11 protein-coding genes and 1 tRNA gene are annotated in these 18,076 nt (G+C 45.3%); 4 read left to right on the top strand and 8 right to left on the bottom strand.

What is annotated here, in order from left to right; all coding sequences use genetic code 11:
• Positions 1–616: 616 nt before the first annotated feature.
• Complete coding sequence (locus QUA34_RS02690) at positions 617–6,088, top strand: AAA family ATPase (RefSeq protein ID WP_333383904.1); 5,472 nt, start codon at positions 617–619, stop codon at positions 6,086–6,088.
• A gap of 641 nt (positions 6,089–6,729) precedes the next feature.
• On the opposite strand, the gene QUA34_RS02685 is transcribed toward QUA34_RS02690, so the two are convergent.
• The 7 genes from QUA34_RS02685 to QUA34_RS02655 all read right to left on the bottom strand — a co-directional run bounded on the left by QUA34_RS02685 (position 6,730) and on the right by QUA34_RS02655 (position 12,982).
• Positions 6,730–6,816: transfer RNA gene (locus QUA34_RS02685), tRNA-Ser, on the bottom strand.
• Positions 6,817–6,876: 60 nt separating this feature from the next.
• Positions 6,877–7,803 carry a hypothetical protein gene (locus QUA34_RS02680; RefSeq protein ID WP_333327044.1) on the bottom strand — a complete coding sequence of 309 codons (927 nt, stop codon included), beginning with the start codon at positions 7,801–7,803 and terminating at the stop codon, positions 6,877–6,879.
• Positions 7,703–9,454, bottom strand: a complete 1,752-nt coding sequence (locus tag QUA34_RS02675) for a ComEC/Rec2 family competence protein (protein ID WP_333327046.1) — start codon at positions 9,452–9,454, stop codon at positions 7,703–7,705. Before QUA34_RS02675 ends, QUA34_RS02680 begins: the two co-directional genes overlap by 101 nt.
• Positions 9,455–9,669: 215 nt before the next feature.
• Positions 9,670–10,149: a DUF4079 domain-containing protein gene (locus QUA34_RS02670; protein ID WP_333044165.1), complete on the bottom strand. Its 480-nt coding sequence runs from the start codon at positions 10,147–10,149 to the stop codon at positions 9,670–9,672.
• A 699-nt stretch (positions 10,150–10,848) separates the two neighbouring features.
• Positions 10,849–11,187: a DUF1815 family protein gene (locus tag QUA34_RS02665; RefSeq protein WP_015176985.1), complete on the bottom strand. Its 339-nt coding sequence runs from the start codon at positions 11,185–11,187 to the stop codon at positions 10,849–10,851.
• 317 nt (positions 11,188–11,504) lie between these two features.
• A complete protein-coding gene (radC, locus tag QUA34_RS02660) occupies positions 11,505–12,236 on the bottom strand; it encodes a RadC family protein (protein WP_333213130.1) in 732 nt (243 codons plus the stop codon).
• 122 nt (positions 12,237–12,358) lie between these two features.
• On the bottom strand, positions 12,359–12,982 hold the full coding sequence (locus QUA34_RS02655) for an excalibur calcium-binding domain-containing protein (RefSeq protein WP_333327050.1): 624 nt from the start codon (positions 12,980–12,982) through the stop codon (positions 12,359–12,361).
• 1,040 nt (positions 12,983–14,022) lie between these two features.
• On the opposite strand from QUA34_RS02655, the gene QUA34_RS02650 reads away from it, so the two are divergent.
• The 3 genes from QUA34_RS02650 to QUA34_RS02640 all read left to right on the top strand — a co-directional run bounded on the left by QUA34_RS02650 (position 14,023) and on the right by QUA34_RS02640 (position 17,273).
• On the top strand, positions 14,023–15,039 hold the full coding sequence (locus tag QUA34_RS02650; protein WP_333327052.1) for a succinate dehydrogenase/fumarate reductase iron-sulfur subunit: 1,017 nt from the start codon (positions 14,023–14,025) through the stop codon (positions 15,037–15,039).
• Between the two features lie 94 nt (positions 15,040–15,133).
• A complete protein-coding gene (locus QUA34_RS02645; protein WP_333106934.1) occupies positions 15,134–15,322 on the top strand; it encodes a chlorophyll a/b-binding protein in 189 nt (62 codons plus the stop codon).
• A 139-nt stretch (positions 15,323–15,461) separates the two neighbouring features.
• On the top strand, positions 15,462–17,273 hold the full coding sequence (locus QUA34_RS02640) for a leucine-rich repeat domain-containing protein (protein ID WP_333383899.1): 1,812 nt from the start codon (positions 15,462–15,464) through the stop codon (positions 17,271–17,273).
• Between the two features lie 152 nt (positions 17,274–17,425).
• On the opposite strand, the gene QUA34_RS02635 is transcribed toward QUA34_RS02640, so the two are convergent.
• A complete protein-coding gene (locus tag QUA34_RS02635) occupies positions 17,426–18,046 on the bottom strand; it encodes a pre-peptidase C-terminal domain-containing protein (protein WP_333383896.1) in 621 nt (206 codons plus the stop codon).
• Between the last annotated feature and the right edge of the window lie 30 nt (positions 18,047–18,076).

The following is an 18,076-nucleotide window of genomic DNA, read 5'->3' as shown; positions in this document are numbered from 1 at the left end:
AGGGGTAATGGGTAATTCGTAATTGTAAGTATGTGAGTGGTCAAATATAATTAACTTGGGCTAGTTCCATAGTCTACTTCTGAACTTCGGCATTTAATGCCTGATTCACTTATTAGAGTGGGGCAGCTTGTTGTGGCATCTGGACAAATAATTCGGCTGGCGATTCCTGGAATCCCAAGTTATCCCAAATCTGACGCCAAAACTCAATTTATTCTGGGGGAGACTTAATCATGCTCCGCCATAATTGTACTAATGACATTAAATTATAACCTAAACTAGACTTGAAATTTAATAGGCGATCGCAGACAAGCAAGCATCGGTGTCAAAAATACTCTGAAGTAGCTGATTAGCCTCTTAAATTCCTCTTCTATCAACTGCTGTTCTTCAATCAGCCTTAGCCTCTTTCATTTTCTACTTAGTTTTAACTCAAGTATCAACAGCTCGCTCTTCCATGAAAACTTCAACTATTTTTTTAAACTCGTGTTTTCATAATTTGAGCCACAAAGTATATTAAGAAAAATGTAATTCACTGAATACCAGAGTAGAGCGAGCGAAAATAGTAGATAGTAACTCTCAGAAGCTTCAGACTTTACAGAAGCAGTAGGAATACGTAGATATGGTTAGCATAAAAAATCTTTTTCTAGGATATCACATTAACGAACAAATATACGCAGGCACTCGAACTCTAGTGTATCGCGGCCTTCGGTGTTCAAATGGGCAACCCGTAGTGATCAAACTGCTGCGAAATGACTTTCCTCGCTTCAACGAGCTGGTTCACTTCCGCAACCAGTACGTCATTGCTAAAAACTTAGAGATCCCCGGCAGTGTCAAGGCATACAGCCTGGAGACTTACCATAACCACTATGCTCTGGTGATGGAAGACTTTGGCGGAATTTCTTTATGTAGCTACCTCGCTAGTCTAGCAGAAGCTAGCCAGGAACCCCTAAAAGGCTTGCCCGTTAGCGAGTTTCTGCCTATTGCGATTCAAATCGCCAACTCCCTCGACGGACTTTATCGCCACCACGTCATCCATAAAGACCTCAAACCTGCCAACATTCTGATTAACCCCACCAGCAAACAAGTCAAGCTGATTGACTTCAGCATCGCTTCCCTACTACCGCGCGAAACCCAAGAAATTCAAAATCCCAACGTGCTCGAAGGCACCTTACCTTACATATCTCCCGAACAAACTGGGCGAATGAACCGAGGTATTGATTACCGCACAGATTTCTACTCGCTGGGAGTCACATTCTACGAATTACTAACAGGAAAGTTACCATTCCAAACAGACGATCCAATGGATTTGGTACACTGCCACCTCGCCAAACAGCCCCTCCCAGCATCAAGTGTAAACCATAGCGTTCCATTGGTGCTGTCTGAGATTGTCGGCAAACTGATGGCAAAGAATGCTGAAGCTCGCTATCAAAGCGCCCTAGGACTCAAGTTTGATTTGGAAACGTGTTTATTCCAGTGGAAAGAAACAGGGAGGCTAACTAACTTTAAAATAGGGGAGCGAGATTTGTGCGATCGCTTCATCATCCCAGAAAAATTATACGGTAGAGAAACCGAAGTATTCTCCCTGCTATCGGCCTTCGAGCGCGTGAGTGCCGGCAGCACCGAAATGATTCTCGTTGCGGGTTTCTCCGGCATTGGTAAAACCGCTGTTGTCAACGAAGTTCACAAACCAATTGTGAGACAGCGTGGCTACTTCATCAAAGGCAAATTCGACCAATTTGCGCGCAGCCAGCCATTCTCAGCTTTTGTACAAGCTTTTCGCGATTTAATGGGACAATTGCTCTCGGAAAGCGATGCTAAAGTTGAGGAGTGGAAGACTCAAATCCTGGCAGCATTGGGCGAGAATGCTCAGGTAATCGTTGAGGTAATTCCCGAACTAGAGCGGATTATTGGCTCGCCACCCCCGGCACCAGAACTCGTCGCCAGTGCTGCCCAAAATCGCTTCAATCGGTTATTCGAGAACTTCATCTCTATCTTTGCCACTAAAGAACATCCCCTCGTTATTTTCTTAGACGACTTGCAATGGGTAGACTCAGCCTCATTGAAGTTAATTCAACTCCTGATGAGCGATCGCTCACGGCGCTATCTCTTTTTAATTGGAGCGTATCGAGATAACGAAGTTTTTCCTGCACACCCTTTGATGGTGACATTAGCCGACATTCAAACAACCGGAGCTACGGTAAACACCATTATTCTAGATCCGCTTGAGCGCTTCGATTTGAATTCTCTGATTGCCGATACCTTAGCTTGTTCTACAGCCTTGGCTCAGCCTTTGACAGAACTCGTTTATCAGAAAACCCAAGGCAATCCTTTTTTCAGCACACAATTCCTCAAATCTTTGCATGAAGATGGGATAATTGAATTTAATTTTGAAGCTCGGTATTGGCAGTGCGATATTGCTAGAGTGCGAACCTTGGCACTAACGGATGATGTAGTAGAATTCATGGCAATTCAGTTGCGAAAGTTGCCAACCCGGACACAGGAAGTTTTAAAGTTAGCTGCTTGTATTGGCAATCAGTTCGATTTGGCTACATTAGCAATTGTTGATGAAGATTCACCAACAGAAACAGCAACAGCTTTGTGGAAAGCATTGCAAGAAGGGTTGATTTTACCAGTTAGCGATGTTTATAAATTTTATCAAGAAGGTGGTAACAGTTTATCAAGAGAAATCATTGGAGAAGAATCCGAGCAATTACCCGTTAACAATGACCAATTAGTTAAATACAAATTTTTTCACGATCGCATTCAACAAGCTGCCTATTCCCTCATTCCTGAAGACCAAAAGCGATCGACTCACTTAAAAATTGGTCAACTGCTGTTAAAGAATACGCCCGAAGCCGATCGAGAAGAAAAAATTTTTGATATTGTCAACCACTTAAATGTGGGAGTTGAGCTAATTACCCCGGAGCTAGAACGGGAGCAGTTAGCACGATTGAATCTGGTTGCTGGAAAGAAAGCCAAAGCTGCTACCGCCTATTCTGCTGCGGTCGAATATTGCAATATTGGCAGAGAATTACTGGTAGTAAATAGTTGGCAGAATCAATACGAACTAACATTAGCGCTGCATACCGAAGCAGCAGAAGCGGCATATCTAAGCGGTGACTTTGACCGGATGGAAAAATGGGCATCAGTCGTGGAAAGCTGCGCCACAATGTTACTTGACAAAGTGAAGCTATATGAAGTCCAAATTCAAGCTTATATGGCGCAAAATAAGCTACAGGAAGCTCTGAATATGGGATTACCAGTTTTAAAGCAGTTGGGGGTAGAGTTTCCCTCCGAGCCAACTCCGTCTGATATTGGGCAGGCATTAGGGGAAACAGCGTTTATTTTGAGCAGCAAGCGAACTCAGGACTTAATTGATCTTCCTCAAATGACAGATCCTCATCAACTGGCAACTATAAAGATGCTGTTAAGTATATTTGTTGCTGCCTACATAGTGCGGCCGCCACTGGTGCCTTTAATACTAAGCAAACAGGTTAATTTATCCGTTCAACATGGGAATGCTTCTGTGTCTCCCTATGCTTATACCTTATATGCTTTTTTTCTCTGCGGATCGGGAGATATTGAGCTGGGCTATGAGTTCGGTCAACTGGCTTTACGTCTATTGTCAAAGTTGAATGCCAAAGAAATCCAAGCTAAGACATCCGCAATGGTGCATTCTAGTATTCTAATTTGGAAAGAACATCTCAGAAATACCTTACAACCTTTACTGTCAGATTATTTTTGTGGGCTGGAAACCGGAGAGTTAGAATTTGCTGGCTATGCTATCTATGAATACAGTTATTACTCGTATTTTATTGGCAAGCAACTAACGCAACTCGAACGAGAGATAGCAAGCTACGCAGATGGTCTTAGTAAAATTCACCAAGAAGCAGCACTTTCTTATCTAAAAATTTGTTGGCAAGCCGTTTTGAACTTGATAGGAGTATCACCAGATCCATGCCATTTAAAGGGAGAAGCCTACGATGAAGAGGCTATGTTACAACTGTATAATCAAACCACTAGCTACCTGGGGATTCATTACTTATACTTACATAAACTTATCCTGTGTTATGTATTTGAAAATTACCCGGACGCGTTTAAAAGTATCGCTCAAACAGAAAAATATTTGAGCGCAGCTTCAGGGCAGATAACTGTTGCCATCTTCTATTTCTACGATTCTCTAGTGAGATTGGCGGTGTATTGTGACACTCCAGAGTCAGAACAACAGGAACTTCTCGACCGAGTACAGGCTAATCAAGAAAAAATGCAAAAATGGGCACATCATGCCCCCATGAATCATCTGCATAAATTCTATCTAGTAGAGGCAGAACGGCATCGGGTTTTAAACCAAAAAATAGAAGCGATCGAGATGTATGACAAGGCGATCGCCCTCGCAAAAGAAAACGAATACCTCAACGAGGAAGCTCTAGCTCACGAACTCGCTGCTAAATTCTATTTAGCATGGGGTAAAGAAAAAATCGCCAAACCCTATTTAATTGATGCTTACTATGCTTACGCTCGTTGGGGAGCAAAAGCAAAGATTGACCATCTAGAACAGCGTTATCCCCAATTGCTTGCTGTGATCCTGCAACAGGAGCGAACTCGTCACAATCCGAGCGAAACAATTCACACCTCCACCGATAGTGAATCATCCGTATCTAACACGAATAGAACAATTATCGGTAGCACCAGCAGTTGGGGCTTAGTAGATTTGCCGACAGTGATCAAAGCTTCTCAAGCTCTATCGAGCGAAATTAAACTCGATCAATTGCTCACTACCCTCATGCAAGTGGTGGTAAAGAATGCCGGAGCACAAACCGGAGCATTAATTTTGAATGAAGAGGGAAACTGGAGGATAAACGTCCACTGCACCAACCGTCAAGACTGCCTTCTGCAATCAATGCCGGTTGAGGAGAGCGAAGTAATTCCTCTGACCCTGATCAACTACGTCAAACGTACAAAGGAAACCCTGATTTTTGATGATGCTAGCAATCAACCAAGATTTGCATCTGACCCCTACATAATCCACCACCAACCTCAAAGCCTGCTGTGCACTCCGATCAGCGAGCGAGGGAAAATGATGGGGATTTTGTATTTGGAAAATAATTTAGCAACAGGGGCATTCACGAGCGATCGCGTCGCCATCCTCAACATCCTGTGCTCGCAAGCAGCAATTTCCTTACAAAACGCCCGACTGTATCAACAATCCCAGGAATATGCCCAAAAACTAGAGCTTTATCTCAGCGATCTCAAACAGATGCAGTTGCAATTGGTACAGGGTGAGAAAATGTCGGCTCTGGGAAATTTAGTCGCAGGTGTAGCCCACGAAATTAACAATCCCGTAGGCTTTATCGCCGGCAACTTGCAACCTGCTCAAGAATACGTGGGGGATTTATTCAATTTGATTGATTTGTATCAAGAAAAATTTCCCAATCCGGGAGTGGAAATTGAAGCAGAAATTGAGGATATGGACTTAGAGTATTTGCGAGAAGATTTGCCCAAATTGATTGGCTCAATGCAGGAAGGAGTCGAGCGCATCCGCAATATCAGTACGAGTCTGAGAACGTTTTCCAGAGCAGATAGCGATCGACCAGTTGCTTTCAATATTCACGATGGACTTGAAAGCACTCTGCTAATTCTCAAGCACCGTTTAAAAGCCAGCGAGTTCCGCCCTGCCATTGAAGTTGTGAGAGAGTATGGTAACTTACCCCTAGTGAAATGCTTTCCCGGACAGTTAAACCAGGTATTTATGAATGTGCTGGCTAATGCCATTGACGCTCTGGAGGAGTCCAATAAGGGGCGGAGTTTTAGTGAAATTAAAGCCCTACCTAATCAAATTACGGTTCAAACTGCTCTGAGCGAATCCAACAATCAGGTTTTGATACGCATTAAGGATAATGGAGTGGGGATGTCGGCAGAAGTCCAGGAAAACATCTTTAACCACTTATTCACCACCAAGTCTGTAGGTCAAGGAACAGGATTAGGATTGTCGATAGCCCATCAAATTGTTGTGGAAAAACATGGAGGTACATTAGTGGTGAATTCTTCTTTGAACCAGGGTTCGGAGTTTGTGATTTCTATTCCGGCGTGAGCATTTCGTAGTAGGTCTTTAGCGCAATTAGTGCTGCCTCGCAATTACAAGACACGTTATTAGAAGAAACAGGAAACTGGGCACGGGGAACGAGCAACAGGCTAGGGGTTTTCGTGCTAGGAGCTAGCGACTCGGGACTAGGGAAACAAAGAATCTAGACTAATTCCCCCATCCTCCGCCCGCACCTTATTCGTGATTGAGACAGCGGTTTGCAACCGCCTGCTTTACCAACTCTCTTCCCTTTTTTTGTGCCCGGTTTTGAGTTAAGAATTCCCTTGAGATTTTCAGCCTCTACCTTACCGAAATGAAAGCAGCTATTATGCTACTCAGATTGTGGAGTTAAATTTCATAATATAATCAGGTGCGCGCACCCTAGGTTAATAAGGTGCGCGCTTGACGCTGAGATGTACGAAGAGGGTGGGATTTGAACCCACGTTAGAGTTGCTTTTAAAATAGATTTCGAGGCAATTTTAGAAATACTTTTGTCTTGACCGATCGCCCGCTTGATGGGGTGGAGTTAAAGCAAAAAGTGGTATATACCGAAGTGGTTTATATACCACTCATATATACCACTGCCTATAAAACTGCACATTGGGCTAAAGAAGCGGATAGCATCAAAGCCTTGTGGAGTAAGGAATGTACGGAGAGGGTGGGATTTGAACCCACGTTAGAGTTACCCCTAAAGTAGATTTCGAGTCTACCGCATTCAACCGCTCTGCCACCTCTCCAATTGATTTGAGATGTGAGCTAAAAGTATTTTACCGCACAGTGTGCCAGATTGTAAATCTTTATAAAAAAGAAGTTTGATTTTCTTCAGATTCCAGAGTGGTCTTAAATCCCCCTGCTGGAGTCCACTGGAGGGCTCCGTCGCGGCCTGTCCAGAATATCTGGGCTTTGCTTTGGCGCAGTTGGGCTGCGGTTTCTGGGTCTATTTCGTTAGCAGAGGCGATCGCCACTTGTGGCCCCACTGCGCTTAATAACTCAGCCGTCAGGGCTTTTCCTGACCACCACAGCACTTGAGCCGGCTTCAAGGTTCCCGTTGCTGCCAATTTTTTTTGCACTTCCGGTGTCATTTCACCGACGAGCAACCAAGTTCGATTTCCCACCAGGAATTCTACCACCGGAATCTCCGCATTCACGAACTGCAACCGCGTCGAACCCAGATCAACTGTACTGTTAGTTTCTAAAGGAAAGTAAACGCCTTGGCGAGATTGCACAGCCGTCATAAATTCCTGATTGTTGCCACGGTGAATTTGTTTGGGAGCGTTGTTATCATAAAATGTTTTAATTGGCAAGCGTTCTAGTAATTTTCCCCAACCACCGCTCAAACCTAAATGACCGTGAGAGGCGATCGCAAAATTAACAGAATTAACTCCTTGCTGCTGCAAAAAAGGCAACACTGTAAACCTTACGGTATTTTCATCACCGCTATTAATTAGCGCCACTTTTCCCCTATCTTGAATTACTAACACTGGTTCGCCAGATGTCGCCAGCAAAGTAACTTGAAATAAAGAGGATTGAACGTGCCAAGCTGGCAAAACTATGATACTTATTCCCGCCACCAGCGCCAGCGGCAAAATCCAAGCAGATGAAAAACTCGGCAGCGACACAACTCTACTTTCTTCCTTCTTCCTTCTTCCTTCTTCCTTCTTCCTTCTTCCTTCTTCCTTCTTCCTTCTTCCTTCTTCCTTCTTCCTTCTTCTTTCTTCCCCCAATCCAAACCCAGCAAATTAAACTGTAAAGCGCGATTAGCTGAAATACCGATACTTGACCGACAGCTACCGAATTACCGGGTAATTGCGAGAAATATTGGGCGATCGCAATTAACCCCTTTGCCGGATAGTCCAGCAGTTGTGCTAAAACACTGCCAGCGGGCGGAAAAATCAATCCAGCTAAAGCGCTAACCATCCCCCCAATACTCAAAATCCACAGCAAAGGAGCCGCAATAATATTGACTAAAATGCTGTAAGGTGATACCACACTAAAAACGTAAAGTAACAGCGGCAATACCCAAACTGAAGCGGCGATCGGAACCACAAGAATCGAAGCGATCGCGGGTGGCATCCAGTCCAACTTTGCCATCAGTGGCGGCGTGGTCACGATTAACCCCAAAGTCGCCAAAAAACTCAGTTGAAAACCTAAATCCCAAATCCACAAAGGGTTAACCAGCAATAAAATAGTAGCAGCGATTAACAGCAATCCCAGCGGCTTAACTTGGCGGCTCAGCACCAAAGCAAATAGTGTTCCAAATCCCATCAAAGCGGCGCGGCATACTGATGGTTCAAAGCCAGTTAGCCCCACAAGCAAAAATAAAGCACCGACGCCAAAGCTAAATTGTAATTGTTTGGAAAAACGCCTGGTTAAAGCTAGAACTAAAGCCAAAACCATCGAAACTTGAGTGCCGGAAGCTGCGATCGCGTGGGCTAATCCAGCCTGCACAAAATAGTCGCGGATGTTGTAAGGTAAATCTACTGCTTGTTTGCCGAGGGCGATCGCACTGATTAAGGGCCCTTCGGGAACATTTAACTGCGATAGTTGCGATCGCACGATCCGCTGCCGCATCGCTTGAATTTTCGATGGCTGCATCCCGCTGGGCTCCAAGAAAGCAGCCGTTTGGCTGTTAACTCGATTTACATCGGCGATCGCATTTTCTCTCCTCCAGTCGATTTGACGGCCTTTGAGCCCTACAAAAGCCCCTTCTCTGGCTAAATATGCTTGAAAATTAAAAGCCCCTGGATTCGACGGTGGCTGCGGTTTGTACAAGGAGCCCACAACTGCGATCGTATTGTCGGCGTACAAACCCGTTGCTTGCAGCAGAGGCAGTGTAACGTAGAGTTTGCCGGATACTGGGCGGTTGACAACTGCTCCTCCCTCGCCGCCGTTGATTTCGCTAACTAAATCTGTTTCTAGCCAAAATTGCGATCGTCCCGATCGAGTCAATCGAGGCGTACTGACAACTCTACCGCGAACTGTCACTGCCACTTCTTGAGTGTTCCCGCCAGCCGGAATCAGTTTGCTGATGTCATCTATTGCCGGTTGGGGCGATCGAACTGCAAAATAAACACTAGCTAGAAATGCCAGCAAACCCGCAACTGCCCACACCCATTTCGCTCTCGGCAGCATCTCCAACAAACTCAACTCTTCCCTCGCATCTAAGGGTTCTTCCAGAGCATTTTCTTTTTGTCGGCTGCGTCTTTTCTTAGTAATTTTGACAGAAGTTTTAGTAAAATTTCGCAACAATTTCGGCAGGGCGATCGCCACCGCTATTCCCAAAGCAAGTATCGCGTATCTACCCCAAGGAACCGCTGTAGAAATCAATCCCAAAATGTATGCAAGACAGAAGATGACACCCGTTGCTTGATTCATTAATTAATTAGCAATTTAGAGGGGGAATATTTCAGGGAAAACTATGCGGAACTTAGGCACTCCTTACCAAAGAAACCGGGTTTTTCAACCGGGATAAATGGCTAAAAGCCGTGTATTTCGATAAAAAACCTGGTTTTTGGCTACCGATGCGTAAGTTATGGCAAAATTTCTTTCCTTACATTCTTTCCCTTCCCGTTCCCCTTCCTCTTCCTCTTCTAAATAGACAGCCCCAATTTTAAACCGAAAGCCGCGTGCAGCACCATAAGTGCAAGGGCCGTCGTGCCTAAATAAGCGTGAACCGCGCGCAGTGCCAGCTTATTGCCTCCAAAACCAGTCAGCGAAATCAAGCTGCCAACAGCCAGCAAAACCAGCACTGCCGAACCCGTCCAAAAATGCGGACTTTCCATGACTGGCTGGTGCTGCATCACCAGCGACAGCAAGCCGCCTGTATAGCCCAAAGCTAGAAACAGAAACATCCACGGTGCAAGCTTGCGGTGATCCGAGCGACTTTTGAGTGCGACATCTTTATCGGCGGCCAAACGTCCCTGCCATCCCGTATACCCGACAAAACTGCCCATCGCCACAACCACTATTCCCATCATTACAGGGTGTCCCCAATGGGTAATTGGTTCGGGAATTCCCAGACTGCGAAATTGACTGGCGATGGGTTCTAGTAGTTCGCTTAAATTTACCATTTGATGCAGACTCCAAACTGGGCGATAAATATTTTAGGACTAATCATTAAAGTATTATAAAATTAGTTTAGCAAGTGCGAGCGTACACTTCCAAGAGCCGTTTAACCTAAAAGCCAAACATTGGCTAGAAGCCTAGATATACGCAAAACTTAGCCGGCCCAAGCCGGCTGTGAGATGTTTTACAGCAGTGATGCTGCTTCAAGTTAATTATTAGCCTGATAGGCTAAATCTAAGAGCAAAAATAAACGCCATTCGCCCGCACATCACACCCCGTGGGCTGCCTTTTGCCCAATCTTCACAGCCTCATCCTCACTCTGGATGTTAAATTTTACCTGCCTGCTTAAAGTTAATTTCAATTCCTTGACTTTTGAATGCCAAAGTGAGAAATTAACATCGCAGCCGACGAGCCGTCGCACTTCTCAATTTTGCTAATCGCTCTCAAGGGAGAATCAACTGCTGAAAAAAACTAGAGGTTCCAAGTTTGAGACTTCTGGCATAAAGTATGCCGTCTGCCCAGGCTCACTTCGATCGACTGAGCGCTAAACCGTCTGAAGGTACCCTGATAGCACCCTTGTCTGTTGAGCAGCCATCGCTGTGCACCTAAATGAACCCTCTCAACTAACTCGCTGGGGATTCGGTTTTAGCAGACAAGCAGCCACTTTCGTTGTCGCCTTCCTCGGAACCGTGCAATCGCTACACTCACTGGGCCGTCGCTAAAGTAGCTTCCGAAGGTTGGATTTGATACTTTACGAGATTTGCCAGTTCTTGTAACTGATTAATCGCTTCTGCACCTTCTAGTTTCATGAGTTCGCGGTCGTCCCGCATCTCAGTCCAAGTGATACCGTAATCTGACACTAAAAATCGAATCAGATGGTTGTCCGTCAAACTGACCATAAATGAGGCACTGTTCATCTGACCCCCGCAAGTGTAGCAGGATGCCAGATAACCCCGATGCTCTAGCACGATCGCTAAAGCTTGGAGGTTCATTACCAAATCTTGAACGAATTTACGGTGTTGTTCTGCAAGTCTCAGAAACACAGTTCTCCTCCTATCACCACACCGTGTATTTTACATCCCATTTAATAATTTCTTAATAAGTGGGTCTTTAGGTGCTGGTTCAGTATACGTTTAGTATGCTCAAAAAAAATCGGATTAGCGACCTCTTCAGCCTACCTATACTAGATTAACCGAGTTGTGCTCGAAACGAAGTATCAGCAGCGACATTCAGCCAAAACAGGCTCTCGCGGGGGACTCCAGCCGGAAAATTTGCCTGCTGTCAGAGCTGATTCAGCCGTCAGAGACCCCAAAGATACAAATAACTAATGATAGTAATGAAATTAGTTAAGTATAAGAGTTCAATCGCCCTGGGGATACTCCTCCCAAAGCGTCGTCGTCTGCCGCAAGCTCCGAAAATCGCCATTCCCCAAAATCAAGTGATCCAGTAGCGGAATCGACAAAAACTGCGCTCCCGCCAGCAACTGCCGCGTCAAAGCAATATCCTCCGGGCTTGGTTCCACAATCCCGGAGGGGTGATTGTGCGAGATAATCGCCCGCGTCGCCCCCTGGCGGATCACCTCGCGAAAAATATCCCGTGGGTGAGCCAAAGTTTCCGTTGCTGTGCCGATCGTAATTACCTGAGTTCCCAGCAGCCGATTTTTCACATCTAGCAGCACCACAGCAAAACGTTCCTGAGACTGCCACATCAAATCCTGACTCAGGGCATCAGCCGCCGCTTGCGGAGAGTCAACCACAGCCATTTCCGGCGGCCGCGACTGAAATACCCGCTTCCCCAACTCCACCGCAGCCAAAATCGAAGTCGCCTTAGCAGGGCCAATCCCGTGAATCTGCGTCAACTCCTGCACGCTAATGGTGCGTAGCACAGCCAGAGCATCACGTTGGTGCAAACTCAACTGATTTAAAATATACTGTCCGAGCCCGACGGCGGAAAGTTTGCCGGGTCCCTGACCAGTACCCAGGAGAATCGCAATCAATTCCGCAGTCGCCAAACTTTTTGGGCCGCCGGCCATCAACCGTTCCCGTGGCCGTTCACTCGTTGGCAAATCGACAATTCTCAAGCTGTAAGTCATAGCTGCACCCGCACCGCAAGCTCAACAATTAGACAATTTTAGCCGATCGATTTGCGTTCTTCAATTCGTACAATCACTCAAAAAAGCCTCGATCGTTAACCGAGGCTGTTGGCAGATAAAATCTAAGGCAACGTTTCACAAGCGATCGAGTCTCGATCTCGATCGAGCTTAAACGGATCGCCCGGATATGCCTCTAACACTCGCTGCGCTTCGGCTTGAGTCGCAAAGTCAGAACAGTTGCAATCCGAGTTAACGCAACTCGGAAAATCGGCACTTTTAACCTTCTCTTTAGAAGACTCATAAATAACTTTCTTGGTATCTTCCTTTGGCTGCTGTGCATCAAGAGCAATCTCTGCGGTTCGCTCAACAGATTTGGCTGAAGATGGCAATTTGCGATCGGACTCTGGTTTGGCAAGTGCAGGTGTGGCAGTAGAAATGGCAGGTTTCGGTTTTGGTGTCGGCGTTTTCACAGCTTCCGGCTTGGATGTCGGCACTGCCGAAAGCAGTGACGGCTTAGCGGTTTGAGAGGATACTAGCGGATCGCTTGGGGCCGGAAGCGCCACTGAAACTTCCTGAGACGGAGGGGGCGCGGTGACGCCAACAAGCACAAACGAAGCCGCCATCAACCCGCCGTACATCGCGATCGATCGCTTGCGGGTTGGTGCGCCCACCCATTTCGGATTAACAATACCCAGAAAGAAGGCCGGGATAGACAATAGAAAGCTGAAGACGAAAAAATTAAACATAGCGATTTTTAGTAGCAGTAAAAAAGAGAAGTCATCCAGGACGCAGACACCCGGTTTCTTTTACCAAAATCCGAGGTGAAGCACGAAGGATATCTGTTTAAAGAACCTGATTTATTTAATTTCTGTGTGTAAGTCCTGAGAAGTTAACTTCCTTATTTATCCGCAGGCAAACTCACAAATCCCTATGATTTAGGAAGTAAACTAGAACGTTGGAGAGCCAACCCTGGTGCAACCGGGTTTCTTAGTCAGTCCTGGGCACACTAAAAGACCAAAAACCCGGTTTCTGCGTCAATATTTATTCAAAAAGCGACGAGTTGTGGAAAAAACCTGTTTTTTTGCATAAGTCCTGTTAGGGTTTTTCTCCTTACTAAAGCCACGATTTTTCCCTACAGTTTGCGATCGCACTCCGACACCTATAAACCGGGATTTTTAATTGCAGTAAATGAGTAGAACCAAGTATTTTTCTTAAAAAACTAAGTTTCTCGCCCCAACCGGGCGTAAGTCCTGGTAAAATTTCTTGTAATGGTGTCAAAAAAGTGAAATGCATACCCAGCTACCTTCAGCGCAAAGGTGCGCTTACCCTAAATTCTGGCCATTCAGTTGAGGCCAGCAGCCCCGATGAAACTGGTTGTGGCGCCTTAGGTGCTGTAACCCCAAGCAAAACGAATGAAGCTGCCATCAAGCCGCCGTACAAGGCAGTTGATCGCTTGCGAGTTCCCAGTCCCACCCATTGAGGATTTAGCAGACCCAGACAAAAAGCCGGTGTGGAAAACATGAAAGTTAATACAAACAAGCTGGACATCACACACCTCCGACTAGCGAATTGCAGCGATTAATTACTTTTATCTCCAATTAATAGCTCACAAATCCGCTTAAAAAAGTGGTAATTTAGGATTTATAACTTGAGAATTATTGATGTTTATCAAACAATAATAAAATTTTAAAAATCTCTTACTTTAGGTAGTTGTTAAAAAAAAAAGAGCTTTCTAGAGAAGCCAAAAATTTAGCTTAAAATAGACACTAAATTCCTTACTCAAAATATGAAAGTCCGCTTTAATGTAGTGCGCCAAAATCAAAACGAGGCTCCTCGGGTTCACACTTACACCCTAGATGTGGAAGAGAGCAATACCATCCTAGACTGCCTCAACAGTATTAAGTGGGAACAGGACGGCACTTTAGCTTTTCGCAAAAATTGTCGCAATACAATTTGCGGCAGTTGTTCTATGCGAATTAACGGTCGCTCAGCATTAGCTTGCAAAGAAAATGTAGCCAGCGAACTGGCAAGACTGCAAAAAATAGCTGCTTCCAGCTCAGCAGAAATGCCTACTGATTTCATCCCAGAAATCACCGTCGCCCCAATGGGAAATATGCCGGTCATTAAAGATTTGGTTGTTGACATGAGCAGTTTTTGGGACAACCTAGAAGCAGTTGAACCCTATGTCAGCACCGCCTCGCGAGCAATTCCAGAACGCGAATTTCTGCAAACTCCAGAAGAGCGATCGAAACTCGACCAAACCGGCAACTGCATCCTCTGCGGTGCGTGCTATTCTGAGTGCAACGCCCGCGAAGTCAACCCGGAATTTGTCGGCCCCCACGCCCTCGCCAAAGCTTACCGCACGATCACCGACTCCCGCGACAGCGAAACCGAAAATCGGATCGAAAAATACAACGAAGGCACCGCAGGTGTCTGGGGATGCACCCGCTGTTACTACTGCAACTCGGTTTGTCCGATGGAAGTTGCGCCGATGGATCAAATTGGTAAGATTAAACAAGAGATTCTCGATCGCAAAGACGACCAAGCCAGTCGATCGATCCGCCACCGCAAAGTCTTAATCGATCTGGTCAAAGAAGGCGGCTGGATAGACGAGCGCAAGTTTGGCATCGAAGTAGTAGGGAACTACTTCCGCGACGTTAAAGGTTTGCTGAGTCTGGGCCCGTTGGGTTTGAGAATGATCGCTCGCGGCAAGTTCCCGCTGTTTTTTGAACCTTCTGAAGGTACCGAAACCGTGCGAAATCTGATCGAATCGGTTCAAAGTTTAGAAAAGTCGGCAGATTAGCGATCGGCTGTCCTTTTCCTGGTAAATTACAAGTTGTGCGATCGCAAAGCTTCCCAAAATTCATCACTCAAAACACGAAACTCAAAACTTTTAAATGACTGCTCAAACTCCTCCATCCCCAAAACCGACAACCCCAAATACCCCAAAACCAGAACCAGCCTTTGGATGGAATGCCTACGCCGAACAAATCAACGGACGATTTGCGATGGTGGGGTTCGTGGGACTTTTGCTGCTAGAATTCTTCACCCGCCAGGATTTTTTCACCTGGCTGGGTCTGCGTTAAATTAATCTGAATTAAGCAAAAAAGGAAGCTGAAAAATTATTGAGATTTCAGCTTCCCTTCTATTTTTAAGAGTTATTTAAAATACAGATTGTAAATTTATAGATGCAGGATTATAACATTTATAGTTGCATACAAACATATGAATTTACCAAAGTTGATAGTAGTTGCTTGTAGTGCGATCGTCCTAGCATCATGCGGAAATGAACATTCCACCTTAATCTCCGAACCGCGATCGTCCAACAGCGGACAAACATTTGCTGATTGGTGTCGCAAAAAGGCTGATTTGAGTGGGGAAGCTAAACATACTGTTGAGGTGCTGTTACAGAAATCAGGCACTACTGAGTGCGATGAGGCCGATCGAAAACTTTTTGGTCTCGCGGAACTCAACCTCCGCAGCAATGAAATCAGCGATATTAAACCGCTAACATCCTTGACTAACTTGAAGGATATCGATCTGGGCTACAATAAAATTAGCGACATCAAACCGCTAGAATCCTTGACTAACCTGAAAGAACTCGACCTCACTAGCAATGAAATCAGCGATATCCAACCGCTAAAATCTTTAACAAACCTGACTGTGCTTCACCTCGGCGGGAATAGAATCAGCGACATCAAACCGTTAAAATCTTTGACTAAACTGACTGTGCTCGAACTCAACGGCAATTTTATAGACGACATCAAACCGCTAGCATCTTTGATGTTGCTGACACAGCTCAACCTCAGCAACAATCTTCTGGGTGGCATTAAACCATTAAAATCCTCGACCGATCGGAAACTTTCGAGTATCGGGAAACTGCAAATTGGCGGTAATAAAATCAACGACATCAAACCGCTAGAATCCTTGACTAAACTGACACAGCTAGACCTCAGCAGCAATAAAATCAGCGACATCAAACCGCTAACATCTTTGATGTCGCTAATGGAACTCGATCTGAGCGACAATAAAATCGGCGACATCAAACCGCTAGAATCCTTGACTAAACTAACAAAGCTCGTCCTCAACGGAAATAAAATCAGCGATATCAAACCGCTAGAATCCTTGGCTAACCTGAAGGAACTCAACCTCAGCTTGAATAAAATTACCGATATCAAACCGCTAGCATCTTTGACTAACCTGAAGGAACTCGAACTAAACAACAATAAAATAAAGGACATCAAACCGCTAGAATCTTTGACTAATCTGACTTTTCTGGAATTCCATCAACCAATTCCAAAGAGGAAACCGCCCTTGGGCGGACGAACATTTGCTGATTGGTGCGAAAAGGCTGATTTGAGTCCTGAAGCTAAACATACTGTTAAGGTGTTGTTGCAGAAAGCTGAAACTACTGAGTGCGATGAGGCCGATTTAGAACTTTTCAGTCTCACAAAATTAGACATCAGGTTTCGTGAAATCAGGGACATCAAACCGCTAGAATCCTTGACTAACCTGACTGTTCTCTATCTGGGAAACAATTCTATCAGGGACATCAAACCGCTAGAATCCTTGACGAACCTGACTATTCTCGAACTCGAAGGAAATCAAATTAGCGACATCAAACCGCTAGAATCCTTGACTAACCTGACTTCAGTCTCCCTTAGCGGAAATAAAATCAGGGACATCAAACCGTTAACATCTTTGACTAACCTGAAGGAGATCAGACTGTACATAAATGAAATCAGCGACATCAAACCGTTAACATCTTTGACCAACCTGACACAGCTCCACCTCGGCGACAATCAGATCCGTGACATCAAACCGTTAACATCTTTGACTAACCTGAAGGAGCTAAAACTCTACAACAATCAGATCCGTGACATCAAACCGTTAACATCTTTGACTAAATTGACCGTTCTCGATCTGAGCCTAAATCCGATCGCTCCCAGAATTTGCCCTCTCAAGCCCGAGTCTATCTGTGTGTGGAAATCAGCAACATCAGATAACGAATATGACTCAGAGCGCAAATATGACTAAGCTCGACAAATTAGAGATACAAGAGCGTCAAACTTATAATTGCAGATAACACATGAATTTACCTAAGTTAATAGTAGTTGCTTGTAGTGCGATCGTCCTTGAATTATAGGGACACGGCAATGCCGTGCCCTGACTCCCAAGTTTCGTTCAAACTAATTTCCAGTTGTTTCACGGACGGTCAAACTGTACTTGCCTCTACCTTTTGGAGGCGGCTCGTAAGCATTGACAATGACGCGATAGCGACCATTCGCAGACAAGGTAACAGAAATCTCTGAATTGGAATTTTGCTGCGTTGCATCATCATTTTCTCCAAGTAGCTCGCCCTGGGAGTTGAAAATAGCGAGATAAGTATCAAACTCGGTACTTTCTACGGTAATAATCACTTTCTGACCCTGAGTGCCTTCAAAGGTATACTCGTCGTACAAACTGCTGTCTGAGGGCAGTACAGAAGACTTAGCAGGGCTGAGTTCTCCGTTTTGCTCTAAAATGATTTTAGATGAACCCGCATCAGGACTCGGCCGAGGTTCTACAGTAGGGCTCTGAGTTGGCGAACTTTGTGGTGATGGCGACGGGTTGGGACTTGCTTGAGCTAAAACACCCTTTTCAGCAGGCTTCCCATCAGTTAAATTTTGAGGAAATTCTGCTGAAATGAGGGTGGAACTACTGTTAGCAACTCCACCTAAATTTGAAACTGGCGGCGAGACAGTCGGCTTGCCAGAAAAAGTAGCTACCAGAGCAATTGGCGCGATCGCCCACAATCTAACTTGACGCATGAATTACCTCGGTTTGCAACGAAGAAGGAA

This window comes from Microcoleus sp. POL10_C6, from assembly GCF_036701585.1.
Taxonomy (GTDB): domain Bacteria; phylum Cyanobacteriota; class Cyanobacteriia; order Cyanobacteriales; family Microcoleaceae; genus Microcoleus.
The sequence above is the reverse complement of the archived record's forward strand: the minus strand, read 5'-3'. Positions and strand labels throughout refer to the sequence as shown.